This is a genomic window from Arthrobacter sp. TmT3-37 (assembly GCF_054510835.1).
Window position 1 is genome coordinate 1 of record NZ_JBTNDU010000019.1, and the last position, 24259, is coordinate 24259.

Sequence of the window (24259 nt, forward strand, 5' to 3'; positions counted from 1 at the left end):
AGGTGGAAACCCGCGCTCAATGCGTTCGCGATCACCTTCGCGGGCCGGTTCGAGAAGACCATTTACTGATGAAAACCGCCGGACCCCACACACCGTTTATCGGACAGTCCCCCTGTTCCAGGGGCCGACCGATCCCATAGGGCCACTTCGGCTATACCGGCGACGTGAAGCGTTTCGGGTCGGTCGGCTGGCTGCCGACCAGATGGGGGTGGTTGCAGGGTTAGGGGAAGGTGGCAGAGTGGGGGGTGGCAGGGTCAAGCCCCGGTGCCCGGCAGAATCACTAGGACCGTCGGCTTGCCGGGCTGATCAGGTTCGTGGTCGAGCACGGCGTGTAATATCCCCTTCTACGTGTCCGGCCCACGGGCGTGAAGGCTTTTCGCAGACACACGTCGGCGGTGACGACAGGAGTCCGGATGCACTTGGCCGAGGAACACGCCGACGTGCGCGAAGGTGCGCGCCCAGTCACAACGGGTCCCATTGCTCCTGAGGGCGAGGTTGCCGCATGACGTCCTGGACCCTGGCCGATGCTCCCGATCAGACCGGCCGCACGGCCCTGGTGACCGGGGCGAACTCCGGCCTCGGGTTGCAGACGACCCTGGCCCTGGCCCGCAAGGGTGCCCGAGTCCTTATGGCATGTCGCGATGCCGCCCGTGGTCAGGCTGCGCTGCGGCGAGTCGAGGCCGAGGTTCCGGGTGCCACCGTGGAGCTCGTCGCCCTGGACCTAGCCGCGCTGGGTTCAGTGGAGGTGGCCGCCGGACAGGTGCAGGAACGCGCCACGGTCCTGGACCTATTGGTCGATAATGCTGGCGTCATGGCGACACCGCGGCGTGTCACAGCGGACGGCTTCGAGATGCAGTTGGGCACCAATCATCTCGGGCACTTCGCCCTGACCGGTCATCTGTTGCCGCTGCTGCTCGCGGCACCCGCTCCTCGGGTCGTGGTCGTCTCCAGCGGAGCGCACCGGATCGGCGCGATGCGCTTTGACGACCTGCAGTCCGAGCGCTCGTACTCGCGGTGGGGCGCATACGGCCAGAGCAAGCTGGCGAACCTGCTGTTCGCGCGCGAGCTGGGGCGCCGCTACCCGGCGCTGTGTGTCGCCGCAGCGCACCCTGGTTACGCCGCCACCCACCTGCAGAACGGACATGGCTCACCACTGCTGGCCGGTGTAATGAAGATCGGCAACGCCGTTCTGGCGCAGAGCGACGCGGCCGGTGCCCTTCCCTCGATCTACGCCGCCACTATGCCGGACGTGCGCACCGGGGACTACTGGGGACCGGGCTTGTTCGAGCTGCGCGGCGCCCCGAAAAGGGTCAAGCGTTCTGCGGCTGCATCCGATGACGCGGCGGCGCGGCGGCTGTGGGAAGAGTCCGAGCGGCTCACCGGGGTGGTCTACCCCGCCGCCGGGTGACTTCGGTCGACCTCTTCCCCGACCCTGCCAACCGAGGAACCGTCGAACCGAGGAACCGTCGAACCGGCCCGGCGCACAGTCGGTTGTATGCGTGCCGTTATTGATCCGCAGGTAGCCGCCACCGCCTGCCGCGCGCCGTGGAAGACCAACCGGCCGCCGGTGATGTCGTGTCGATCGTCTCCTGCAGAGACCGGAACCCGATCCTTTTTACCGGATACCCCTGTCAGCTGGTTGTTGAGGTGGCGGATAGACCGGCCCGGAAAGGGACATTGCGGAGCGGGGAAGCTCCTGTTGCCGACCCGTCCGGGGTGATGACTGGCCCCTCCGCCAGCGGTGGGGGACGCTGACGGAGGGGCGGCTGTTGCCAGTGCCGGCCTGTGGTGTGGGCAGGCACCGGGGGATCGTGTTAGTCGCGGGCGTTGACCAGATCCGGGGCGGAAGGCCCGGTGGGGGTAGGAGGGGCTGGGAGTTTGGCGCCTTCGACGTCGACATCGGGCAGGATGCGGTCCAGCCAGCGGGGAATCCACCAGGCCTTTTCGGCGAGGAGGTGCATCGCGGCGGGGATGATTGTCATTCGGATCAGGAATGCGTCGACCAGGACACCGAAGGACAGGCTGAATCCGATGGGACGGACCATGGTCAGTCCGGAGAAAATGAATCCTGCGAAGACGGCGGTCATGATGATCGCCGCGGCGGTGACGACGCGCGCACCATGGCTGAAGCCGGTTCGGACGGCGCTGCGGGCGTCTTCTCCGTGGATGTGGGATTCGCGCATGCCCGAGACCAGGAATACCTGGTAGTCCATGGCCAGGCCGAACAGCACGCCGATGAGGATGATCGGCAGGAAGCTCAGGACTGCCGCGGGGTTGTGGACCCCGAAGATGTCTCCGAGCCAGCCCCATTGGTAGATGGCGACGATGGCGCCGAAGGTCGCTGCCATGGAGAGCAGGAACCCGCCGGTTGCCAGTATCGGGACCAGGATGGAGCGGAAGACCAGCAGCAGCAGCACCAGTGAGAGCCCGATGACGACGCCCAGGTATAGGGGTAGGGCGTTGAAGAGTTTCTCGGAGACGTCAATGTTGGCTGCTGTCTGGCCGGTCAGGCCGATGCTCACCCCGGTGTCCGTTTCAATGTCCGCGGCGGCGCTGCGCAGGTCGGCGACGGCTTGTTCGGTACTGGCGCTGGCTGGTCCCTCGGCGGGGATCACCTGGAAGATCGCGGTCCGCCCGTCCTCGCTGAGGAGGGCTGGCAGGGCTGCGGTCACGTTGTCGACCTCCCGGAGACGGTCAGCGACGTCGTACTGCAGTGCCTCTGATTCGGCGTCGCTGAGGCCTGCCGGGAGTTCACCGACGGCAATGATGGGACCGTTGACGCCTTCACCGAAGGATTCACCGAGGGCGGTGTAGGCCTTGTAGGCGTCGGAGTCTACCGGTTCGGTGCCTCCGTCGGGCAGGGCTACCCGGAGCTGCGTGGCTGGAAGTGCGGTAATGGCCAGAGCCAGGACCGTAACGGTCAAAACGATGATGGGGTGGCGGGTCACGAACGCGCCCCAGCCGTGGCGGCTGTGTTCCTGATCGGCTGCTTCTTCCACGGCTTGAGCCGACATCCCGCCACGGGTAGCCTTCTCGGCCGCGGCGGCGTTGACGACGCGTGCCTTGTCCCAGGCGCGTTTGGACACGATCCGGGTTCCGATGAATCCCAGCATCGCAGGAGTCAGGGTCAGGGCGACGGCCACGGCCAGCGCGACGGTACCGGCACCTGCCAGACCCATGATGGTCAGGAAGGGAAGGCCGGGCACGGCCAGGGCGGCCAGGGCGATGACGACGGTCAGTCCGGCGAACAGCACCGCATTTCCTGACGTTCCCGTGGCCCGGGCCACGGATTCCTCCATGGCCATGCCGTGCAGCAGTTGGGTCCGGTGCCTGTTGACGATGAAGAGTGAGTAATCGATGCCGACAGCGAGTCCGAGCATCAGAGCCAGAAAGACCGACACGGACGCCATTTCGATCACGCCGGAGAGCGCGAAGGTCCCGCCGACCCCGACGGCCACACCGATGATGGCCATCAGCAGCGGCAGCCCGGCGGCGACCAGGGTTCCGAGCATGACGATCAGGACCAGGGCCGCGACGCCGATGCCGATGATTTCCGCGGCGCCGAGGACTTCGGAGACATCCTGGGTGATGCTCTGGCTCAGATAGACCTCGACCCCCGAGGCGGAGGGCTCCGTGAGGATGTCCTTCACTTCTTCACGGACTTCGGGAGCGACTTCGTAAATCGATTGGGTGAACTGGATCTGCGTGACGGCCGTTTTCCCGTCCGCCGAAACGGTCCGGGTGCCGGCTGAGGCATCGAGCCTGCGCTGGCCCAGTGCCAGAGCTTCCTCATTGGCGGCGATTTCGCTCGCGCCGGCTTCCAGCTCTTCACGGGCTGCCCCCAGCTGGGCGAGGGCCTGGTCTATGCCGGGGGCCCCGGCTGCCGCAGCGGCATCCAACTGTGCCTGCTGGGCATCGAGCTGCTGGCGGCCCTCAGTGATCTGTGCTTTGGCTGCCTCCAGCTGGGCTCTGCCCTCGGCCAGCTGGACTGCTCCGTCGTCGATCTGGTTCTGCAGCTCAAAGGGGTTGGCCGCTGACTGGATCTCGGGGACATCACTCAGCCTGGCCAGCGCATCTGCGATGGCCTGTTCCTGGGCGGGCGTGAAACTACCGGAACCGGCATCGAAGACCACGGCACCACTACCACCGGCTGCTTCGGGCAGTTTCTCCTCGAGCTGATCCAGGACACGCTGGCTTTCGGTACCCGGAATGCTGAAGTTGTTGCTCATCGTTCCTGCGAACGCCACCGCAGCGCCACCGGTGCCCAGCACCACCGCCGTCCACAGAGCCAGGACCACCCAACGGCGCCGGTAGGCCAGCCGGCCCAGGTGATAAAGCAGAGATGCCATGGATGTCAGCCGTTCTGATAAAAGTTCTGATGAAAGAGGTAGATCATCGGGTGAAGCCGTGGCGCAGATAACCGACCACGTCGACCAGGAGCTGACGCAAAAGCTTCAAAGACTCCTCGGTAACATCACCGCCGGTACGGCGGTACCACTGGGCTAGCGCGGCCTTCCCGGATGAGAGGACAGAACCGACCAAGGCACTGGCATACAGCGGATCGGAGTCGGCTCCGGGGCGCTGACTGACAGCGGCGATCAGCCGGTCAGCGCAGCTCTCCCACCCCTGGAGCTGGAAGCGGTTCATCTGCGCATCAGTCCCAGCCAGCCCGTACACCTCGGTCATCGCGGCCAGATGAATCGGGTCCGCCAGGGCGATCAGCACCTCGTACATCGATTCAAGCAGCGGTTCCTGCGCCGGGCGGGACAGGAACTGGTCCGCCGCATGGTCCAGGAAGTCCTCGATGCTGACCACCAGGGCCGCCTCACGACTGGGGAAGTAATTGAAGAAAGTACGCCGTGATACACCGGCGCCCGCGGCAATGTCATCCACGGTGAACCCGGCAGGTCCCTTCACACGCACAAGATCCATGGCCGTCTCCACAATCGTGGTCCGGGTCGCGGCTTTGTTCGTTTCCCATCCGGGCTGGACGGAGCGGACCTCGCCTGAAGAACCACTCATGGAAAACAGCGTACGGGAGGGTTTGCACTCAGTGCAAACCCTCCCGTACAGGGTGGTGATTAGCGAATTATTGTGGCGGCTACCGCCCGGTGCGGACGCGCTCGGCAGGGGAGCTGGTGTCGGTGCTGTTGTCGGTGCTGTTGTCGTCGTTGGTGGTGATCAGGATGCTGCCTTCGGAGATCGACTCGGGCAGGATGTCGTGTTCGATGGCGGTGGCCAGTGGTTTTTCCTTGACGAAGAACAGCAGCACGGTGGCGAGCAGTGCCAGGGGGACCATCCAGATGAAAATCGGTGTCAGGGCGTCGTTGTAGGAGGAGATGATCGCGTCCTTGACCGGTGCCGGCAGGGTGTTGACCAGTGCCGGTGTCAGCGAGTTGGACGCCCCGGCGCTGGCCCCGTTCCCGGCCGCTGCTGGGAGTCTTTCCATGAGCAGGTCCTGCAGGCGGCTTGCGAAGAGGCTGCCGACGACCGCTGATCCGAGGGTGGCGCCGATCTGGCGGAAGAAGTTGTTCGACGCGGTGGCCGTTCCGACCTGGCTGAGGGGGAAGGAGTTCTGCACGATCAGGACCAGGATTTGCATGTTCAAACCCAACCCGAGGCCCATGACGGCCAGGTAGGCGCAAATCTCCCACAGGGGCTGTTCCGGTGTGAGGGTGGACAGCAGCGCCAGAGCTATGGCAACGATGATGCTGCCGGCGATCGGCATCCATTTGTACCGTCCGGTCTTGGATACCAGCTGGCCGGAGACGACCGAGGCGACCAGCAGGGCGCCCATCATCGGGATCATGAGCAGCCCGGATTCGGTGGCGTTGACGCTGAAGGCCATCTGCAGGTAGGTCGGGAGGTAGCCGATGGCCCCGAACATCGTCACACCGATCAGCAGGCCCGCGATGGTGGTGAGGTTGAAGTTGCGGTCCTTGAACAGGTGCAGGGGGATGATCGGCTCGGCCGTGCGCCGCTCCACGAGGACGAAGGCCACGGCTGCCAGGATGGTGCCGGCGATCAGGGCCACAGTGATCGGGTCGGTCCATTCGTACTTACTCCCGCCCCAGGTGGCGAACAGCACCAGGCAGGTCGTCGCGATGGCGATGAGCACCATGCCGCCCAGATCCAGGCGCGGCTTCCCGCCGCGTCGGGGCAGTTTCAGGAAGAACGCAGCCCCGGCCAGGGCCAGCAGGCCCAGCGGAATGTTGATCCAGAAGACCCATCTCCATCCGGGGCCTTCGGTGAACCAGCCGCCCAGGAGCGGGCCGGCGACGGAGGCGATAGCGAAAACCCCGCCCATGACGCCCATGTATTTGCCGCGTTCCCGGGCCGGGACGACGTCGGCGATGATCGCCTGGGACAGGATCATCAGGCCACCACCACCGAGTCCCTGGATGACACGGGCGGTGATGAGTACTTCCATGTTCCCGGCCAGGGCTCCCACGACGGACCCTGCCATGAACAACACGATGGCGGCCATGAGCAGCTCTTTGCGTCCCATGAGGTCGCCGAGCTTGCCATAGACCGGCATCGTGATGGTCGAGGCGAGAATGAACGCGGTGATCACCCACAGCATCTGATCAACACCGTTGAGATCCCCGACGATCGTGGGCAGGGCGGTACTCAGGACCGTCTGGTTCAGGGCGGCCAGCAGCATTGAGAGCATCAGGCCGACGAAGAGCAGAACGATGTGCTGCTTCCCTTCATCGGGGTTGGCTCTGTGGGCGGGGACGGTGCTCATGAAAGGTTCCTTTGCAGGTGGTGAAGGAGAGCTAGCGCGGGGTCAATGTCCTCCGCCGTGAGGTCACTGCCGGGTGTGTGACCCGGAGCTGTCAGGGTGAACCGGACCGGGATGCCGCCGATCATGACGAGCATCCGGGAAATCTCTTCGGTGCTGAAATCCGCTTCGTTGCCGGACCAGTCGGGGTTCTCTACCAGCCACTCGGCCAGTCCCCGGCGTACCAGGTCTTCGGCTTTGATCATGTATTCCATCTGGCGCTGGCGCAGCTGGGGCTGGTCTTTCATCAGGCGCTGACGTCTGGCCGCGTCCGTGCCGCCAAGTACCGTCTGTGCGACCGTCAGCAGCAGGCGGGACACCTGGCCCAGAAGGTCCCGCTCGAGGGACAGACCCGACAGTAGGTCAGGGTCAAGGGACGGCTCGCGCAGTCCCAACACCGCGTCTTCCTTGCTGCGGAAGTAATTGAAGAATGTCCGCGCCGACACTCCGGCGTGACCTGCTATGGCCTCAATGGTGGTGTGGTCGATACCCCGCTCCACCGCCAGCAGTGCGGCCGCCTCATGGATCTCCGCCCATGTCTCGGCCCGCCTGCGCTCACGCAGAGGTCTGGGGAGGGTTTCAGTCACCCCACATTTTTGCATTAATGCAATCTATGCACAAATACAGGATGGTGGGGGTGCTGGTGCTAGGTGTACAGGGAGGGCTTGTCCCGGATGTGGGTGGAGTTCAAACGGGACATCAGATCGGTGAGGGCGGTCAGGTCCTCAATGTCCCAGTCGGCCAGGAGCCTGTGGAAAGCCTGTGCGCGGGCTTGCTGAACAGACTCCAGCCGACTGATCCCGGTACCCGTCAGGGTGATCGTCCGTGCACGGGCATTCAGCGGATCCGCTTCACGTCGGACAAGACCGAGGTGTTCCAGCGCCGTGATCTGCCGGCTCAGCGATGGCTTGCCCAGTCCCAGGATCGCTGCGATATCGGTAAGACGCTGAGGGCCCTCCCGCCGAAGGACACTCAGCAGCCCATACGCCGCCGGCCCCCAAATCCACAGGCGTCCCGCCGGACACCCGGCCGGACGTTTAACCGGACGTTTAACCGGACGTTTGACCAGATGTTTGACCAGACGGAAAGGCTATCCCGGCCACGTCCTTCCGGTCAGGACTCCCGCGCCTCGTGCTTCGCCGCCACTGTCGCGTCCGTAACTTTTCGCATCATGTCGCACAGGAGTTCCAACTGGTTCTCGGGGTAGCCGTCGAACACGCCGTCGAGGTGCCGGGCGAGTGGCGCGAACAGCGCGGCCCCCGTAGTGCGGGCCCTGTCCGTCATTTCGAGGTGCACCTGGCGCCGGTCCACGTCGCTCCGCCGCCGCGTCACATGCCCCGCTGCGTCGAGCCGGTCCACGAGGGCCGTGGTGGCAGGTGAACTGAGATTGAGCTCCTCGCGCAGTAGCCCGGGGGTCACCGTCAGCCCGGCCCGGGCGGCACCCATCATAATGCTGAGGGCATGCAGGTCCGTGCGGTGCAGGCTATCCCGCTCGCTGGCGGCTTCCACGTAGCGGTCCGTCTCGACTGTGAACTGCCGCAGAAGCGCCATCAGGTCTTGCCGTGTCGTCATGGTGTCACCTCCGCTCTTATCGTAGAACCGCCCACTTTATCTCCAGTATGGATATACTCCTCCGCAGAGATTATTTGACGAGTCTGGAGAACCATGAAGAACCGCTGGTTGAGGGTGTTCCTTCCCATCGTCGTCATCCTGATCTGGCTCGCGGGAGCAGCGGTCGGCGGCCCCACCTTTGGGCGACTCGAGGAGGTCTCGAGCAACGACCAGGCGTCCTTCCTACCCGCCAGCGCGGAATCCACGGAGGCGGGGGAGCTCCAGCAGCAGTTCAGCGATTCCGACACCATCCCCGCAGTCATCGTGGCTGAATCCGGGACACCGATCCCCCCGGCTGAGCTCGGTTTCTACGACGAGCTGGGCGCCACCCTAGGCGGTATCGAAGGCCTCGAAGCGCCCGCTGAAGGTGCTCCCGTCGTCGCGGGTCCCATCCCATCTGAGGACGGCTTCGCCGTCCAGTTCATCGCCTTCGTCTCCTCCGACGCCGAGCTCGAGGAGGTCGTCACCGACCTGCGAACAACGCTCAAGGACGAACTGCCCGACGGCGTCACGGGCTACGTCACCGGCCCGGCGGGCTTAACGAACGACCTGGTGGCGGCCTTCGCCGGCATAGACGGCATCCTGCTGGCCGTCGCGCTCGGCGCGGTGTTCGTCATTCTCCTCGCGGTCTACCGCTCCGTCGTGCTGCCGTTCCTCGTCCTGCTGACCTCGGTGTTCGCCCTCTCGACGTCCATCCTGCTGGTATTCGGCTTCGCGAAGCTCGGCTGGATCCAGCTCAGCGGCCAAAGCCAGGGCATTCTATCCATCCTGGTCATCGGTGCTGCCACGGACTACGCGCTGCTGCTGGTGGCGCGTTTCCGCGAGGCGCTCACAGAGAACGAGAGGACGTGGGAGGCCATGCGCATGGCGTACCGAGGCTCCTTCGAGGCGATCCTCGCCTCCGGCACCACGGTGATCCTCGGCCTGCTTTGCCTCCTCTTCTCGGACCTCAACTCCAACAAGAGCCTCGGACCCATCGCCGCCATCGGCATCGTGTTCTCCCTCGGCGCCGCACTGACACTCCTCCCGGCGCTGCTCCTGCTCTTCGGCAGGGCTGCCTTCTGGCCATTCCGACCGCGCTACACCCCCGAGCTCGCGGTCGCCGCCGCCCCCCACCACGGGAAGCACGCAGCGCTCGAGGACCCGAGGGTCGGTGCCGAGACGGGTCTCGAGCGCCTCACGGGGCTATGGAGATCGATCGCTTTGCTGGTGGCGCGCCGGTCACGCGTCGTCTGGATCGTGTCATTGCTCGTTCTCATTGCAGGAGCCTGCGGGCTCACCCAGCTCCAGGCCAGCGGCGTACCGCAGTCCGCGCTGATCCTCTCACCGTCCAATGCTGTCGAAGGTCAGGAGGCCCTCGGCCGCCACTTCGACGCCGGCTCCGGCAGCCCGGTATACGTGATCGCGCCCCAGGCGGAGCAGCAGGTAGCGCTCGACGCTGCGTCGGCGCAGGCCGGTATCGCCGACGTGGCACTCACTACGGACCCCACCGGTGCCGCCGTCGTCGAGGACGGGCGCGTGCTCATCAGCGGCACCCTCGAGTACCAGGCGGACTCCGATGCGGCCGAGGACGTGGTGCGGGAACTGCGGACAACGCTCGACGACACCGGCGCAGGCGGTGCGCTGGTAGGCGGCGTGACCGCCGTGGCGATCGACACGAATGACACCGCGCTCACGGATCTCGTCAAGATCATCCCCATCGTGCTGCTCGTCATCCTCGTGGTACTGATCATCCTGCTGCGCTCGGTCCTCGCGCCGGTACTCCTCGTATCCAGCGTGGCGCTGTCCAACGCCACGGCCCTCGGCGTCTCCGCCCTCGTGTTCAACAACATCCTCGGCTTCGAGGGAGCGGACGCGTCGGTTCCCCTCTTCGCCTTCGTCTTCCTTGTAGCCCTCGGCGTGGACTACAACATCTTCCTCATGACCCGTGTTCGCGAAGAGTCGCTGCGCATCGGGACCCGGCCGGGCATCCTGCGCGGACTCGGTGTGACCGGTGGCGTCATCACCTCGGCGGGCGTGGTGCTGGCGGCGACCTTCGCCGCCCTCGGCGTCATCCCCATTCTGTTCCTCGCCCAGATCGCGTTCGTGGTCGCTTTCGGCGTACTGCTGGACACCGTGCTGGTCCGCTCACTGCTGATCCCTGCCCTGGCCTACGACATCGGGCCGAAGATCTGGTGGCCGTCGAAGCTCGGGCAGGTGCCGTCCCCGCGGTAGTGCTGTTGGCTGCTGTAAATCGCCCCGGGACGGCCTCATAGATGTCAAGTGAGTCCGAGGTCGATTTTGAGGTCGTTGAAGACCTCGCGGGCGATGGAGTGCTTAAGGGCTCATCGTCATTGTCGGTGTATGTGGGCACCCAGCTCCTGGTCTTCCCTATCTACACCTGCAGCCTCAGGAACATTCTGTGGGTCGTTCCCATCGTGTGGATGACCGTCACCACTCTTATCGCGGTGACGGTCATCCTTCTGGCCCGGGAGTTCCAGCAGACAGGGCGGTTCCTAGCCACGACGGCCCCTAGGACCCCGGTAGCCAGCGCTGGAAGGACGAGCCCTGCAACCGTCCGCAGCACGCTCCTCCTCACCCTCACCCTCTCTTTCTTACCCTGACTTGACCGGGTTCCACCCGGGTAGCGTGCGGTCAAGCAGCTCCCGCCGTTCCGCACCCAACCGGTCTTTGCACAGACACGAACGCTGGCACAGCAGAGTCAACTCTCGCTCCAGCATCTCAGCAGCAGCAGCAACGGTGTGCTGAGGGCTCGACCCGGAATCGTCGGAGGACGCGATGCCCTCCCTGGCGGACCCCTGTGGGTTCGGCTCCTCACCGTGCCGCACGACAATCAGCGGTTGATTGTGGACATGTCCTCGTAACGGTCCCCTGCTGGGGCGGCTACCTCATCGAGCGCCGCCAGTTGCGCGGTGGTGAGCTCGATCGCGTCCGCGGCGGTGTTCTCCACCAGGTACGCCACCCGCTTGGTGCCCGGGATCGGGGCGATGTCATCGCCCTGGGCCAGCAACCACGCCAGGGCGACCTGCCCGGGCTTGACGCCCAGCTCGGCGGCTACCGCGTCCACCTGCTCCACAATCCTGATGTTGTGCTGCAGGTTCTCCCCGGCGAAGCGGGGGTTGTTGCGGCGGAAGTCGTCCTCGTCCAACTGATCCACCGAACGGATGGTGCCGGTGAGGAAGCCACGCCCCAGCGGGGAATACGGCACGAAACCGATGCCCAGTTCCCGCACCGTCGGCAGGATCTCCTGTTCCGGATCCCGCGACCACAACGAGTACTCCGTCTGCAGCGCCGCCACCGGGTGAACTGCATGAGCGCGGCGAATCGTGTCCGGAGCAGCCTCGGAGAGCCCGATATGACGGATCTTGCCCTCCTGGACCAGTTCGGCCAGGGCCCCCATGGTTTCCTCGACCGGGGTGGCCGGGTCCATCCGGTGCTGGTAGTACAAATCGATGTAATCGGTGTTCAGCCGCTTCAGCGAGCCCTCCACCGACAGCCGCACGTTCTCGGCGCTTCCATCCAGTCCGAAGGCATCGCCGGCGCGGTGGGAGATGGTGCCGAACTTGGTGGCGATCACTACGTCCGAGCGGCGGGAGCCCAGGGCGCGGCCCAGAAGTTCCTCATTAACGTAGGGCCCGTACATCTCAGCGGTGTCGAAGAACGTGACGCCCAGATCCAGGGCCCGGTTGATCGTGGCGATCGACTCGGACTCATTGGTGCCACTGCCGGTATAGAACGCCGACATACCCATGCACCCAAGACCCAGGCGGGAAACCTCAAGTCCTGCAGCCCCCAGTGTGACGTGCTTCATCGTGATACCGTCCTTTTCTCATCAGTGCTGACGTAGGACCTGAACCCGTCAGGACCGGAATTTATTCGTCCACCCGACTCAACCCCGACTCAACGCTTGTCGCGTGTGCGGTGAGGGCGGGTACCGGCAGGTGCCGGCGGTCGCCGGTGCACGGAGGCCACATCATGTCCGACGGGTGTGGCATCCGGGGCTCCTCTTTCACGAAGGCCAGTACCACGGCCGCGGCCAGCGCCAAACGGCACCACCCAGACGAACACCGGCGTCAGGGCGTCGTTGTAATACGTCCTCAAGGGCCTCTGAGTGCCGGTGGATTACCGGCAAGCCTGGCCGGCTTGCGACCGGCGGTCCAGGCAATAGCCCACAGCGATCAACCCCAGCATGACAGCACTGCCGAACCGCTCGTCGATCCACACTCCCCGGACTCGTGGGACCAACTCAGGGAACTCGGACTGCAAGCCCTCAGCGCCAGGAAACGCGAACGCCGCACCCATCGATGCCCAGAAGAAAGCCGGTAACGACGCCCCCAGAGCGACGTCTCGCTGCGGTGCCGAACCCTTCCGGTTCAACGCCCACAAACCCCCCATCCCCAACAGTGCCCCCACGGCGACCGTCTGCGCGTCGTGGAACTTCGCATGCGGCGACCAGTTCGGATTGAACAAGTGGGTGCGATTCCAATCGGCCGCAAACCCGCCGACCGCGGTGATACCGGCCACGACACGAAGAATTTTCTGACCTGTAGACACGCCCTGTTTCCTTCCGACTCCCAAACTCCTCGACCAGCCGCGCACCAGCCGAAGTCCTCCACCTCTATCTTGGACGTTTATATTGCTTGGCAGTGATCCGGAAAGCGGCTTGATCGGCGTACAGCCCGACATTTTCTACGTGACATGCGCACTCACCGCGCTACTCAGCGCCTGGGCCACTTGGAAATGACCCCTCCTCACCTTCCCCACCGAGAGGAAGAACCAACCCGGAACTAGCCACACAAGACCTTCGACGCAGTGGATTCCTTGTGGTCGTCTTCACTCAGGACAGCCACTCACCCCGCCATCGTTATACAAAAACCCCGCCATCCTGACGAAAACTCACAACTGAAACTGCCCCGATTTTTAGCTCTCTAACCAAGTGCGAAACGTGTACTGTCATAACGCGAGGGTGAGACGAATTGTGCGACCCTCCAGACCAGGGGAGGACACATGGATCGACCGGAACGCCTCGAGGGCGTCGAGGAGCCACGGTTGCTGCCCGATGGTGTGATGCTCGGCTATGCCCGTGTCTCGACTACAGACCAGAACCTTGAGGGACAGCTTCAGCAGTTGATCGCGGCAGGCTGTTACGACGTTTACGCGGACCAGGGGAAGTCAGGCGCGACGATGACTCGCCCCGAATTGGAGAGCTGTCTGCGGGCATTGCAGCCAGGCAACACCCTCGTGGTGACCAAACTCGACCGGCTTGGTCGGACGGTTCGTGGACTCGTGGAACTCCTGGACTCACTGCACGAACGGGGCATCATGTTCCGATCCCTTGGTGAGGGCATCGACACCACGACGGCCTCGGGCCGGCTGATGTTCAACATCATCGCTAGCGTCGCGGAGATGGAACGCGAGCTGATTCGGGAACGGACGAAGGCTGGCCTCGCCGTCGCCACAGGGAAGGGTGGTCGCCCGCCGCGCCTTCAACCGCACGACGTCGTGGAAGCCCGCAGGCTGAGGAACGAGGAGAAGCTGACCGTCGACGCGATCGCGAAGAAGTTCAAGGTTCACCGCTCCACGATCATTCGAGCATTGCGAACTGACGGCCTCGCCAGCCCTGTCTACGAGCAGCAATCAGGTAGTCGAGGGTGAACCGATCCAAAAATATTTAAGCTTTGCGGGTATACGGTACAGGTGCTAAGTACAGGGAGAGCAGCCCCCGGCACCCAGGAGACACCCAATGGCGCGATCGCGCAGACGCAATGAAGTTGATGGACAAGCAAGTCTCGACATATTTCTTTTCGCACCACCAGAGGAGGTTCTCGATGAACAAGTACGGCAGATTCGCGCAGGAGACCTGGAAGATGACAGCCCCGTCGCAGTACGCCCTGATCCCGGACCCGGACGAGTGGTTCCGGAAGCTGGGCGAGGAAGCGATGAACCAGGTAGGGGAGCTGCAGTACCAGATCGCGGGACCGGACCCGGAGGGCGAGACGTATCTGCAGAAGGTGGGACGGTTGAACGCCTCGAGGATGCAGGCCGAGGAAATCGTGCGGGCGGAGATGTTGACGCCGGACCTGATGGAGACGGAGGGCGACGACGAGACGGAGGAGGACGAAGTGGATCGTCAGCGGAGGGAACTCCGGGAAGCGTTCAAGGAGATCACACAGACACAGCGGGAGTTGCTGGACGCCTACCGGAATCAGGAGATGGACCAGAACTACCAGCGGTAGACCTCCCAGCTGAAGTTGGTGCACGGTTCATTCCTGCCCGGCAGGATGACCTCGCGCCGTCCGGTGCCCGTGCACGCTTCCAGGCCAACGTCGGTGCGCTGCGTGTCCTGCGTGAGCTGCAGGACCAGGACCGTGCCAGCACGACGCAGGAGCGCGCCGTGCTGGCACGGTGGGGGAGCTGGGGCGCCACCGGTGTGGCCGAGGTGTTCGATGAAACCCGGTCCGAGTACGAGGCTGACCGCGCCGAGCTGCGCGAGCTGCTGAGCGAGAGCGAGTACCGGGCCGCGAACCGGACCGTCATCAACGCCCACTACACCGACCCCGCCCTCGCCACCGAACTCTGGCAGACCCTGACCACGCTGGGCTTTGACGGCGGTCGTGTGCTTGAACCGGGATCAGGTGCCGGCACCTTCATCGGCCTCGCACCCGAGACCGCGACCATGACCGGGGTGGAGCTGGACCCGATCACCGCAGGTATCTCCCAAGCCCTCTACCCGGACGCCGACATTCGCGCAGAGTCCTTCGCTGACACGCGCCTGCCTGCCGGGTACTTCGACGCCGCTGTCGGCAACGTCCCGTTCGCCAAGACCAAGCTGCACGACCCGCGGCACAACGCGGGCAACCACTCGATGCACAACCACTTCATCATCAAGTCCCTCGACCTCACCCGGCCCGGTGGCGTCGTCGGCGTCATCTCGTCCGCGTTCACCCTGGACGCCCAGAACCCGGCAGCCCGCCGTGAAATCTACGAGACAGCCGACCTGCTCGGCGCCGTCCGCCTGCCCACGGGCGCACACCGTCGCGCCGCCGGAACCGACGCTCTCACCGACGTCCTGATCTTCCGCAAACGACTTCCAGGCGAGGACCCGCTGAACCCGCAGTGGCTGGAATCGCGTGTCCTGTCCGTGGGGGACGAGCAAAATGCCGAGGTCGACGCAGGCCAGGACGTGGCCCGGATGAACGCCTACTTCATCGAGAACCCGCAGCGGGTACTGGGTGAGCCCGTGGTGGGCAACGGGATGTACGGGTCAGCGACGCTGACCGTGCGCAACGAGGACCTGCGCTCAGTCCCCGGGCAGTTGCACACCCAGTTGCAGGACATCGCCCTCACCGCCGTCGACGCCGGCAGGGGAGCAGCAGAGCGTCAGCGAGGGCAGACCATCGAGTCCATAGCTATCGTCCCGGCAGCCAGCGACCTGCAGGTCGGCCATATCACCGCCGAGAATAACGGCAGCTTCACTCAGGTCGACCTCGACGGGTCTATGTCTCCACTCAAGGTCCCCGCAACCCAGGCGCGAGAACTTCAATCCTTACTGGGCATGCGTGATCTTGCCCGTTCCGTGCTCACGCTCGAGGCGAGCAACGTGGAGGACACCCCGGAGCTGGAGGCCAAGCGCACTAGTCTGCGCGATTCCTACAGCGCTTACGTCACCGCTTATGGGCCGATCAACCGATTCTCCGAACGTCGCACCGGGAAGGTCAATGATGCAGGCGAGGACATCATGGCCAGGGTTACCCCGAAGGCTGTGGCGTTGCTCCGCAGGGACCCCTTCGGCCCGATCGTTCCCGCGCTGGAGAACTTCGACGAGGGAAACCAAGTAGCAACCCCTGCAGCGCTGCAGCGAAGCCGCCAGGTTCAACCGCGCCAACCCATCCGCGGCGTGGACACCCCGGCAGAAGCTCTCGCGGTCACTCTGGACGCCCGAGGCGAGGTCGACCTCACCGAGATAGCCAGTCTGCTCGGCGTCGACCCAGAGGCTGCCCGCGATGCACTGGGCGAGCTGGTGTACGACATTCCCGGTGAGGCCGGCGTCATGGAGACTCGCGCCGAGTACCTCAGCGGCAACATCCGGGAGAAGCTCGACGTCGCCACCGTCGCCGCGGCCGAGGACGAGCGGTTCCTGCGCAACGTCGAGGACCTGAAAGCGGCCATGCCGCTGCCGCTGGGCGCGGATGAGATTGAAGCCCGCATCGGCTCTGTGTGGATCTCGGCCGACGTGCATCAGGAGTTCCTGCGAACCATCATTCGTGACCCTCGGGCCCGCGTGGACAGGGTGACCGGCGCGAACTGGGACGTCCAGGCGAACAGGCACAGCTTCTTGGCCCGCAATGACTGGGGGACCGAGCGGATGCCTGCGGGCGAAATCTTCAAGAACCTGCTCGAGCAGAAGCGTGTGCAGGTCACCGACCCGGACCCTGACCCGGAGAGCCAGCGGCGCATCCTCAATCCTGTCGAGACAGCATCAGCGCAGGAGAAGGCCCAGCTGATGCAGGACCGTTTCGGGGAGTGGGTTTGGGATGACCCAGAGCGGGCGGTTGCACTGACGGACGAGTACAACCGCAGGTTCAACTCGCTCGTGCTACGCGACTACACCGTCGAAGGTGAGCGTTTGACCCTGCCTGGGCTCGTCAAGGATTTCGAGCCCAGGCCGCACCAGTTGGCTGCTGTGGCGCGCATGATTTCTGAGCCATCGGTGGGACTCTTCCACGAGGTCGGTGCGGGTAAGACCGCTGAGATGGTCATGGGGTCGATGGAGCTGCGGCGTCTCGGCATGGCACGCAAACCTGCGATTGTCGTACCGAACCACATGTTGGATCAGTTCGCCCGTGAGTGGTTGCAGCTCTACCCTCAGGCGCAGATCCTTGCCGCGTCATCGGCCGACCTTGCCGGAGACAAGCGCCGACAGTTCGTCGCCCGCGCGGCCGCTAACGACTGGGACGCAATCATCATGACCAGGACCGCGTTCGAACGCATCCCGCTTTCCGTCGAGTCCGAAGCTGCCTACCGTACCCGTGAGGTGGACAGGATGCGCCAGGAGATTCTGGCCGCTCAGGAACGCGCCGCTGAGAGTGGCAACAAAACCATGTCGGTGAAAAAGCTTGAGAACCGCTTCCAAGCCCAGGAGGAGAAGATCAAGCGCCTGCTTGAACACCCTATCGACCCCGGCCTGACCTTCGAGCAAACCAGCATCGACTACCTCGTCGTGGACGAGCTGCACGACTTCAAGAATCTGGACACCGCATCCAACATCCAGGACGCTGCGATCGACGGGTCCAATCGAGCCTCGGACCTCCACTCCAAGGTCGAGTACCTGCGCGACACTCACGGTGATCGGGTCATCACTGGTGCGACGGCGACGCCGATCGCGAACAGTGTCACGGAGATGTACGTGATGCAGCGCTACCTGCGTCCGGACCTGCTGGAGAAGGCTGGCATCAACGACTTCGATACGTGGGCTGCGACCTTCGGGCAGGTGGTCTCCGAGATGGAGATGACCGTCGCCGGTGGTGACAGCTTCAAGATGAAGGAGCGGTTCTCGAAGTTCCAGAACGTGCCCGAGTTGTTGAAGATGTTCCACACCTTCGCGGATGTGAAGACTGCCGAAGACTTGCAGCTGCCCGTGCCCGATATCGAGATACGCGACGACGGCAGGCGCCTGCCCCGGATGGTCACGGTCGAGCCGTCCATCGAGCTCGAGGCGTACATCGCGGACATCGCTGAGCGTGCCGAGAAGATCCAGGCACGTCTGGTCGATCCGACCGAGGACAACATGCTGAAGATTTCCAGCGACGGGCGGAAAGCCGCACTCGACATGCGTTTGGTGGACCCCGAGTTGGAGACACTGCTCAGCGAGACGAAGGTCGGTGCCACAGCGGACCTGTTGGCCAAGGTGTACGAGGAGAACAAGGACCGCATCTACATCGACCCTGACACCAAAGAGCCCCATCCGACACCAGGGGCATTGCAGATCGTGTTCTGTGATCTCGGTACACCGTCGGATAAGAAATGGAACGTGTACGACCAGCTACGCGAAGACCTCGTGCAGCGTGGTGTTCCCGAGTCGAAGGTGCGGTTCGTGCACGAGGCGAAGAACGACGCGGAGAAGGGCCGGTTGTTTGCGGCGTGCCGCACAGGGGACGTCGCGGTACTGGTTGGTTCGACGCAGAAGATGGGCGTCGGGACTAACATTCAAGCGCGTGCTGTGCACCTGGTCGACATGGATGCACCGTGGCGACCCGCTGATGTCGCCCAACGCCACGGCCGTATCGTCCGGCAGGGAAACCAGAACCCCGAGGTGGCCATCTCGCAGGTGGTGACCAAGGGATCGTTCGACACCTTCATGTGGCAGACGTTGGAGCGTAAGAGCAAGTTCATCGACCAGATCATGCGCGGCCGGCTCGACGTCCGCGAGATCGAGGACGTGGGGGACAGCACACTGTCCTTCGCGGAGGTTAAAGCCATCTCGAGCGGCAACCCACTCATTCTGGAGAAGTCCAAAGCCGACCAGGAACTCACCCGACTACAGCGGCTGGAACGTGGTTGGCAGAAAAACCAAGCAGCACTGTCCTATCGCCAGAGTGGAGCGCAGAAGCGCGGAGAGACATTGGTGGCGATGCTTCCCGCACTGCGGGAAGCAGCAGCACGGACGACAGGAGAAGTGGGAGGGGATGCCTTCAAAATGACAATCGCTGGGAAGGTGTGCGACAAACGAGTCGACGCGGTTGAAGCCTTCCATACGTGGGCCAGCACCCATGCCGCAGGACGGCCACCCATCGACAGGCCACAAGACCTTGGCGTCGTCGCTTCCATCGCTGGGCACGACATTCGCTTCATCCAAGGCAGGGCCAATATGACCGATATGGGGGCGTCTCGTGTGGACCTGCAAATTGACGGAGCACCGGGTATCTCGGTGGAGCTCCGACGCAACGATTCCTTGTTTCCCACGGTGGGAGTCATCCAGCGCATTGAGAACCAGGTGGCACGTCTACCCGAAGAAGTCGTGAAGCACGAGAAGCGCATCGAAGAAGCGCGTCAAGAGTGGCGTGATTCTTCCCAGGCACTGAAGCAGCCGTTCAAGCACACGGAGGCTTTGGAAGCAGCAAAGTGGGAAGTGGAGCGCATCACCAGGACGATGAACGGCGAGGAAAACCCCCAACCGACAATCGACCCTGAATTGCTTGCACACCGTCGTCGCATGCGCCTCGAGTCGCCGTCAGTCAGTCGCCAGGTAACAGGACAAAACCTGCCAGTGCCTGAACGGTCCCGCACCCTGTCACCCCCACTGCCGCAGGAACGTGTAGGTAGGGAAGTGGGTATGGACAAGTAGGGAACGAGAACGCACTGAGGGCGGCCCAACCAAATGGTTGGACCGCCCTCAGTGCGTTCAGGACTCAGTAGGAGCTGACTGCGCAGGATTGTCGTTGGTCGATGCCGTCTTACGTGAGCTACGTCGGCGGTTCGAGGCGGCATTATCGAGACCAAGTTTTTTCAACTCGTCCTCCGTCCATCCGTCTTTCGTCGCTCTGACGTATGCCTTTTTGTCCTCTCGCTCAGCATCAGCGAGCTGTGCCTGCAGGTCGGTTACCCGCTGTCGGGTTTCGACAAGTTCGGTCACTGATGTGACACGTGAGTTGAGCATCTTCCGGGCTTGCGCCTCGATGTCCTGCATATTGATCGTCATGTACCAAAGCTTAATCTTTTGGCAGTCCCACGGGAAGTGGACACACCCCTCATCACCGTTCCTTTCGGCATGCTTCTGACTACTCGGCCGTGAAGTGAATCGGCCAGTTGGAAGGGCCGGTCGTGGAATACCGGAGCGGAGCGAGGATATGCCGCGAAAGCCGGGCTTGGAGACTTGCCGAGAGAAGGACGGCCAGTACGCTCACGAGCCGAAACGGAACGGCGCAGCCGCTCCGAAACATTGAGAACCGCGAAGCGTCCAATGAATCGTCACGCTCGTGAGACCGGTCTAACCGCTCGAAAGACCACAATGGCGTATGAGTAGAGCAAGCTATACAGTTATGCATGCATAACTGGCTTTCGTCCTCGACACTGCGTGGCGAGTGCGGCACACTGGGAGTGTGGTCCCCGGTTCCGGGGTCGCTGCGCTGGGCCTGTGAGAAGCGTCGGAGAGGTGGTGGTTGTCGTGGATGAGTTGGTGTCATCACCCGGATCAGATGCGACCACTGACCCTGCTCCGCGCCGGAGGAGTTTGGGTCGTCGTCGGCGGGAGAATGTGCCGGCGGGGATGAAGAAGAAGCGCGAGGTGTGGGTCACCGCTGAGGAAGAAGCGATGCTGTTGACGCGTGCAGCGCGTGAGGGCGTGACGGTGCCCCGCCTGTTGGTGTCAGCGGCGACGTCGGAGACGGTGGAGACACCAACGGAACGACGTGCTGTCATTGCTGAACTGATGGCGATGCACACTCTTCTGGCAAGGGTGTCGAACAACGTGAACCAGATCGCCCGGCACGCCAACGCGGGGGATGCGTTCCCGCGGGATGCGAAGGCTGCCCTGGCGTATGTGCGTCAGGTCGCTGTGCGCATTGAGAAGACCATTGACGGGATCAATCCGTGATCCCGAACATCACTCGTGGGTCCCGGATGAGCGGGCTGATGGTGTATCTGACGTCCACGGATGCGGACAAGACGCAGAACGTCCACAGTGACCCGCACCTGGTCGCCGGAGACGCGGCGATCATGGCCTGGCACGACAACGGGGTCCTGGATCGTGACGATGCTCTGGCGATCGCCAAGCACCTCGATGAACCCCATAAGAAGTACGGTGTCGAGGTTCGGCAGAAGGACCTGCGCTGGGACGCGAAGCTCAAGGAGAAGGTCGACCACGGGTACAAGCAGGCCGACGTGTGGCACTGCTCGTTGAGTCTGCGTGCAGGTGAGCGTGAGCTGACCGATCAGGAGTGGGGCGACATTGCGAACGAGTTCGTGGACGCAATGGGCTTCACCGAAGCCTCTGGTAAAGCGCAGTGCCGGTGGGCGGCGATCAACCACGGTGTGAGCACCGGCGGGAACCACCACATCCATATCGCGGTGTCGCTGGTGCGTGAGGACGGGACGAAAGCGTCCACGCACGGGGACTACAAGCGGGCACAGCAGACCTGCCGCCAGTTGGAGAAAACCCACGGCCTCGAGGAGCTATCCAGCGTCCACGTGCAACGCGGCTTCGACCGCGCCGAACCGCAGACCGCGGCACGCAACGAACGCGAAATGTACCGGGCGTCTCTTTCCCGGAAGGTCCGAGCAGCAGCGGCCAGCACGAGTACGGAAGCCGATTTCATCCGCGCTGGTCGAGCGTCCGGGTTGCTCATGCGCCCGCGCTACGAGAAGGGCACCACCGACGTCATCATCGGCTACTCCGTCGCCGAACGACCCGCACGCGGTGGCGACGGAAGTAGTGAGCGTCCGATTTGGTACGGGGGTGGGAAACTCGCCAGCGACCTCGGCCTGGGACAGCTCCGCACCCACTGGGCTGACACCCCGGAAGGCGCGACCGAAGCAGCCGCTGAGTGGAACGCGGCAGCACGGAACCGTCGTCCCACGAAGGCACCGACGACTGTCACCCCGACACCTGAGCTGTGGGAGAAGTACACCGCCCAGGCGAAGGAATACGCGGAACGGTTGCAGTCCATCCCGGTGACCGACCACGCGACGTGGGCTAAAGCTGCACACGACACGAGCGGTGTCTTCGCGGCGTGGTCGCGCCGCACCGAGGCGACGCCCGGGCCGTTGGCGGCCGCCGCAGATGAGTTGTCCAAAACAGCGCAGCTGCGCGACTACCGGCAGCACACCAAGCCCGTTCCGATGCCATCGATGACGGGAGCGGCGATGCTCGTCCTCGCCGCCGGCAGTGAGAGCAAGACAGCGGCGTACACCGCGCTGATGCTCCAGCTCATGCGCACCACGCGGGCCCTGTTCGACATGCACAAGGAGTTCCAGCGTGTCCGGGAAACCCAGACTCTCCACGCAGTCATGATGAACGACATACAGCCCCTCTACACCCGCCTGCGAGAACACACTGTCGCCCGTCCGGTACAGCCAGTGATGGCAGCAGGAAGAACAACCGGACCACTGACCCCAGTGCAGATCGCCAACACCGGTATCGCCCTACCGCGCAGAGGCGCCGTGGTGCCCAACAAGGTGCAACCAGCACCTGTACCGACTGTTTCCAAACCGGATCGTGGCTACGGGCGATGACATCGTCATCAGGGATCAAACGAGACGTAAGCACCAGCATCATCGACGAGTACGTATTGATCAGAGGGGAAGTACCCGGTGAGTGAAGAAGGCATCGACGATTCGGTAGAGCGCGGCTTGCGACAGTTGCTCGCGGTCGGCGGTCAAATCGCAGAACGGTTAGCCCGTGCTCTGCAGGAGATACAACGGCGGGAGCGGCTGCGTGGCGAGCAAGCCAGCCAGGAGTACCAGCAGATGATGGCCACGAACAGGGCCGCGATGCAGGCGGTCGTAGCACCGGTGAAAGAACCTGAGTGGTGGGACAAGGCATCGGTTCACCAGGTGGCGGACGCATATCAGGCGGCCGAGTCCTGGAAGAACCATGACCCGATGGCGTTGGAGGCGTCTGCACGAATTCAGAAGGAGGTGAAGAGCCGCTACGGCATCGACACCGACGACCTGCAGGGCGATCTCGCCTACCTCCATGATGCTGTGCTCATGAAACAGCGGGGCGGGCCTGCTCTCGATGAGCTGGTAAAGCAAACCGAGGAAAAGGTTTCCGACAGGGAGGCGATGCGGGCAACACTGGCCTCGACCACGGACGCCCAGTGGTGGGACAACGCCTCGCCTGATCAGGTGAGTAACGCCTACCAAGCGGCGGAAGTGTGGAAGGACCGCGACGTCGTGGCCTTGGAAGCTTCCACGCTGATCCGGGACGAGGTGAAGACCCGCTACGGCGTCGACACCGACGACATCCAGGGTGATACCGCTTACCTCCGCGATGTGCTGTGGGTGCAGCGTCTTGGTGGCCCGTCGGCGGAGCAGGTCAGAAAGAATACCGAAGCAATGACTCTCATTGCTGCCGCGCAACGGGCCGAGATGCTTCGCCAAGCCGAGGACCTACGAGGAGAACAGGAACGCCTCCAGGTGCCCCAGGAGTACATGACAGATCCGAAGCTCCTGGATGCCCTTCAAGCAGCGCGTTCGGCTACCGAAGCCGACGTGCGGATCGATGCTGATCGTTTGGTAGCCGAGCGTGTTCACCTCCTCAATGAGGACGGGTTGCAGGGCCCGACCATCGAGCAGTTGCGCGAGGAAATCAGCAGCAACTACTCCGGCACCGACGAGAGCTTGTTCCAGGATGCCGGCTTCGTCGAAGCGGCCAGGGAATGGCATGAGGCGCGTGTCCTTGCGGAAGGTGGATTCGAGAGTAAGGACAACGCTCTGGAAGCTCGATACGAAGCCAGCGAGAAGGAATTGTTCGCCCACATCGAGACCCTTGGTCACGACATTGAGAAGGAGGTGCTCAAAGACCAGTATGGTCCCACCGGAGCGGAGAGTTCCGGTACATCGACTGATGGCACCCCAGTGGTCAAGTACGGGTCGGTGGAGCACATAGCAGCGTTCGCGAAGAAGCTCGAAGGTACCGGCACGCCAGAGGAGATTAAGGGAAGGCTCATCGCTGCAGCGGATCAAGGACGTCACCCGCGGGAAGCTGTTCGTTCGGCCCCAACTCTTCGCGCCCAGCCGGCGAAGCGGCCAACCATTGGAGTGGGGCGTGAATCCTCCAAAGGAGGACCCACACGGTAGAGGTATGAGCTAAAGCGCTGCGGTTCACTGCGTACAAAGAAATCGACCAACGGATCAGATCCGTTG

At 63.6% G+C, this 24259-nt stretch carries 18 protein-coding genes; 9 read left to right on the plus strand and 9 right to left on the minus strand.

The genetic code is table 11. From position 1 onward, the window contains the following. The first annotated feature begins 502 nt into the window (after positions 1-502). Positions 503-1408: an oxidoreductase gene (locus ACX80U_RS17075; protein ID WP_459269288.1), complete on the plus strand. Its 906-nt coding sequence runs from the start codon at positions 503-505 to the stop codon at positions 1406-1408. Positions 1409-1814: 406 nt separating this feature from the next. On the opposite strand, the gene ACX80U_RS17080 is transcribed toward ACX80U_RS17075, so the two are convergent. From ACX80U_RS17080 to ACX80U_RS17105, 6 genes are all read right to left on the minus strand, one after another. Next, a complete protein-coding gene (locus tag ACX80U_RS17080; protein WP_459269289.1) occupies positions 1815-4349 on the minus strand; it encodes an MMPL family transporter in 2535 nt (844 codons plus the stop codon). 43 nt (positions 4350-4392) lie between these two features. Then, a complete protein-coding gene (locus ACX80U_RS17085) occupies positions 4393-5022 on the minus strand; it encodes a TetR/AcrR family transcriptional regulator (RefSeq protein WP_459269290.1) in 630 nt (209 codons plus the stop codon). A gap of 79 nt (positions 5023-5101) precedes the next feature. Further along, a complete protein-coding gene (locus ACX80U_RS17090; RefSeq protein ID WP_459269291.1) occupies positions 5102-6748 on the minus strand; it encodes an MDR family MFS transporter in 1647 nt (548 codons plus the stop codon). After that, the gene (locus ACX80U_RS17095; protein WP_459269292.1) at positions 6745-7371 is read right to left on the minus strand and encodes a TetR/AcrR family transcriptional regulator; all 627 of its coding nucleotides are present in this window, start codon (positions 7369-7371) and stop codon (positions 6745-6747) included. Before ACX80U_RS17095 ends, ACX80U_RS17090 begins: the two co-directional genes overlap by 4 nt. Positions 7372-7430: 59 nt before the next feature. Then, positions 7431-7865, minus strand: a complete 435-nt coding sequence (locus ACX80U_RS17100) for a MarR family winged helix-turn-helix transcriptional regulator (protein ID WP_459269347.1) — start codon at positions 7863-7865, stop codon at positions 7431-7433. A gap of 32 nt (positions 7866-7897) precedes the next feature. Beyond that, entirely contained in the window at positions 7898-8356 is a 459-nt protein-coding gene (locus tag ACX80U_RS17105; RefSeq protein WP_459269293.1) for a MarR family winged helix-turn-helix transcriptional regulator, read from the minus strand. 93 nt (positions 8357-8449) lie between these two features. Here ACX80U_RS17105 and ACX80U_RS17110 point away from each other — a divergent pair, with 93 nt between their 5' ends. Both ACX80U_RS17110 and ACX80U_RS17115 read left to right on the plus strand, forming a co-directional pair. Beyond that, a complete protein-coding gene (locus ACX80U_RS17110) occupies positions 8450-10609 on the plus strand; it encodes an MMPL family transporter (protein WP_459269294.1) in 2160 nt (719 codons plus the stop codon). A gap of 41 nt (positions 10610-10650) precedes the next feature. Further along, positions 10651-10998, plus strand: coding sequence for a hypothetical protein (locus ACX80U_RS17115; protein WP_459269295.1), 348 nt, complete (start codon positions 10651-10653; stop codon positions 10996-10998). Positions 10999-11228: 230 nt separating this feature from the next. On the opposite strand, the gene ACX80U_RS17120 is transcribed toward ACX80U_RS17115, so the two are convergent. Both ACX80U_RS17120 and ACX80U_RS17125 read right to left on the minus strand, forming a co-directional pair. After that, complete coding sequence (locus ACX80U_RS17120; protein WP_459269296.1) at positions 11229-12206, minus strand: aldo/keto reductase; 978 nt, start codon at positions 12204-12206, stop codon at positions 11229-11231. Positions 12207-12517: 311 nt separating this feature from the next. Further along, positions 12518-12949, minus strand: a complete 432-nt coding sequence (locus ACX80U_RS17125; RefSeq protein ID WP_459269297.1) for a DUF6640 family protein — start codon at positions 12947-12949, stop codon at positions 12518-12520. Between the two features lie 453 nt (positions 12950-13402). Here ACX80U_RS17125 and ACX80U_RS17130 point away from each other — a divergent pair, with 453 nt between their 5' ends. The 3 genes from ACX80U_RS17130 to ACX80U_RS17140 all read left to right on the plus strand — a co-directional run bounded on the left by ACX80U_RS17130 (position 13403) and on the right by ACX80U_RS17140 (position 19739). Next, positions 13403-14050 carry a recombinase family protein gene (locus tag ACX80U_RS17130; protein WP_459269298.1) on the plus strand — a complete coding sequence of 216 codons (648 nt, stop codon included), beginning with the start codon at positions 13403-13405 and terminating at the stop codon, positions 14048-14050. Between the two features lie 119 nt (positions 14051-14169). Next, positions 14170-14631, plus strand: a complete 462-nt coding sequence (locus ACX80U_RS17135) for a TnpV protein (RefSeq protein ID WP_459269299.1) — start codon at positions 14170-14172, stop codon at positions 14629-14631. Positions 14632-14789: 158 nt separating this feature from the next. After that, positions 14790-19739: a helicase-related protein gene (locus tag ACX80U_RS17140; RefSeq protein ID WP_459269300.1), complete on the plus strand. Its 4950-nt coding sequence runs from the start codon at positions 14790-14792 to the stop codon at positions 19737-19739. Between the two features lie 57 nt (positions 19740-19796). On the opposite strand, the gene ACX80U_RS17145 is transcribed toward ACX80U_RS17140, so the two are convergent. Further along, entirely contained in the window at positions 19797-20093 is a 297-nt protein-coding gene (locus tag ACX80U_RS17145) for a hypothetical protein (RefSeq protein ID WP_459269301.1), read from the minus strand. 567 nt (positions 20094-20660) lie between these two features. Between ACX80U_RS17145 and ACX80U_RS17150 the strand changes: the two genes are divergently transcribed. From ACX80U_RS17150 to ACX80U_RS17160, 3 genes are all read left to right on the plus strand, one after another. Then, complete coding sequence (locus ACX80U_RS17150; protein WP_459269302.1) at positions 20661-20987, plus strand: MobC family plasmid mobilization relaxosome protein; 327 nt, start codon at positions 20661-20663, stop codon at positions 20985-20987. A gap of 38 nt (positions 20988-21025) precedes the next feature. After that, positions 21026-22624, plus strand: a complete 1599-nt coding sequence (locus ACX80U_RS17155; RefSeq protein ID WP_459269303.1) for a relaxase/mobilization nuclease domain-containing protein — start codon at positions 21026-21028, stop codon at positions 22622-22624. Positions 22625-22702: 78 nt separating this feature from the next. Next, on the plus strand, positions 22703-24193 hold the full coding sequence (locus ACX80U_RS17160) for a hypothetical protein (RefSeq protein ID WP_459269304.1): 1491 nt from the start codon (positions 22703-22705) through the stop codon (positions 24191-24193). The last annotated feature ends 66 nt before the right edge of the window (positions 24194-24259 follow it).

What these genes read in the sequence shown, in the direction of transcription:
- ACX80U_RS17075 (WP_459269288.1), top strand. Translation starts at nt 503, where the DNA reads ATGACGTCCTGGACCCTGGCCGATGCTCCCGATCAGACCGGCCGCACG.
- ACX80U_RS17080 (WP_459269289.1), bottom strand. Translation starts at nt 4,349, where the DNA reads ATGGCATCTCTGCTTTATCACCTGGGCCGGCTGGCCTACCGGCGCCGT.
- ACX80U_RS17085 (WP_459269290.1), bottom strand. Translation starts at nt 5,022, where the DNA reads ATGAGTGGTTCTTCAGGCGAGGTCCGCTCCGTCCAGCCCGGATGGGAA.
- ACX80U_RS17090 (WP_459269291.1), bottom strand. Translation starts at nt 6,748, where the DNA reads ATGAGCACCGTCCCCGCCCACAGAGCCAACCCCGATGAAGGGAAGCAG.
- ACX80U_RS17105 (WP_459269293.1), bottom strand. Translation starts at nt 8,356, where the DNA reads ATGACGACACGGCAAGACCTGATGGCGCTTCTGCGGCAGTTCACAGTC.
- ACX80U_RS17110 (WP_459269294.1), top strand. Translation starts at nt 8,450, where the DNA reads ATGAAGAACCGCTGGTTGAGGGTGTTCCTTCCCATCGTCGTCATCCTG.
- ACX80U_RS17115 (WP_459269295.1), top strand. Translation starts at nt 10,651, where the DNA reads ATGTCAAGTGAGTCCGAGGTCGATTTTGAGGTCGTTGAAGACCTCGCG.
- ACX80U_RS17120 (WP_459269296.1), bottom strand. Translation starts at nt 12,206, where the DNA reads ATGAAGCACGTCACACTGGGGGCTGCAGGACTTGAGGTTTCCCGCCTG.
- ACX80U_RS17130 (WP_459269298.1), top strand. Translation starts at nt 13,403, where the DNA reads ATGGATCGACCGGAACGCCTCGAGGGCGTCGAGGAGCCACGGTTGCTG.
- ACX80U_RS17135 (WP_459269299.1), top strand. Translation starts at nt 14,170, where the DNA reads ATGGACAAGCAAGTCTCGACATATTTCTTTTCGCACCACCAGAGGAGG.
- ACX80U_RS17145 (WP_459269301.1), bottom strand. Translation starts at nt 20,093, where the DNA reads ATGACGATCAATATGCAGGACATCGAGGCGCAAGCCCGGAAGATGCTC.
- ACX80U_RS17150 (WP_459269302.1), top strand. Translation starts at nt 20,661, where the DNA reads ATGAAGAAGAAGCGCGAGGTGTGGGTCACCGCTGAGGAAGAAGCGATG.
- ACX80U_RS17155 (WP_459269303.1), top strand. Translation starts at nt 21,026, where the DNA reads ATGGTGTATCTGACGTCCACGGATGCGGACAAGACGCAGAACGTCCAC.